General features: G+C 63.2%; 1 protein-coding gene. It reads left to right on the plus strand.

Annotated features, from left to right (window positions below; all coding sequences use genetic code 11):
- A partial coding sequence (locus tag HWE17_RS28465; RefSeq protein ID WP_255206438.1) for a condensation domain-containing protein occupies window positions 1–739 on the plus strand: 739 nt, incomplete at both ends.

Here is a 739-nt window from a genome sequence, read left to right on the forward strand (position 1 = left end):
GGGCAATGTACCGCTGCTGTTCCCACCGCACATCGCCAGCGGCTTGCACCGCGTTGGCCAGCAGGCGCAGGCCACCTTATTCATGACGCTGGCGGCGGCCTTCAATGTGCTGCTTAGCCGTTATGCCGGCCAGGATGACATCTGCATCGGCACGCCGATCGCGAATCGCCAAAGGACGGAGCTTGAGCCGCTGATCGGTTTCTTCGCCAGCACGCTGGCGCTGCGCACGCGGGTGAATGCGGCGCAGCGCTTCGATGAACTGCTCGCGCAGGTCAAGGCGGCTACGCTGGATGCCTATGCCCATCAAGACGTGCCGTTCGAACAGGTGGTGGAGCATCTGGCGCCGGCACGCAATGCCAGCCATAGTCCACTGTTCCAGGTGATGTTGGTGCTTCAGAACACGCCTGCGGGCAAGCTGGATCTGCCCGGCCTGGCGCTCAGGCCGATGGGTGTCGAACAACAGGTCGCGAAGTTCGACCTGACGCTGACGCTGGTCGAGGCGGAGGATGGACTTGGCGGTAACTTCGAATACAACACCGACTTGTTCGACCGCGCCACGGTGGAGCGGATGGCCGCGCATTTGCAGACGCTGCTGATGGCGGTCATAGCCAATCCGCAGGCGCTGGTCCGCGAGGTGTGCATGCTGGCCGAAGGCGAGCGGCAGCAACTGCTGGTCGATTGGAACAGCACGGCGAAAGAATTCGCACACGGCCAGACACTGCACGCGCTGTTCGAGGAG

The organism is Janthinobacterium sp. BJB401, from assembly GCF_013372745.1.
Lineage (GTDB): Bacteria > Pseudomonadota > Gammaproteobacteria > Burkholderiales > Burkholderiaceae_D > Janthinobacterium > Janthinobacterium rivuli.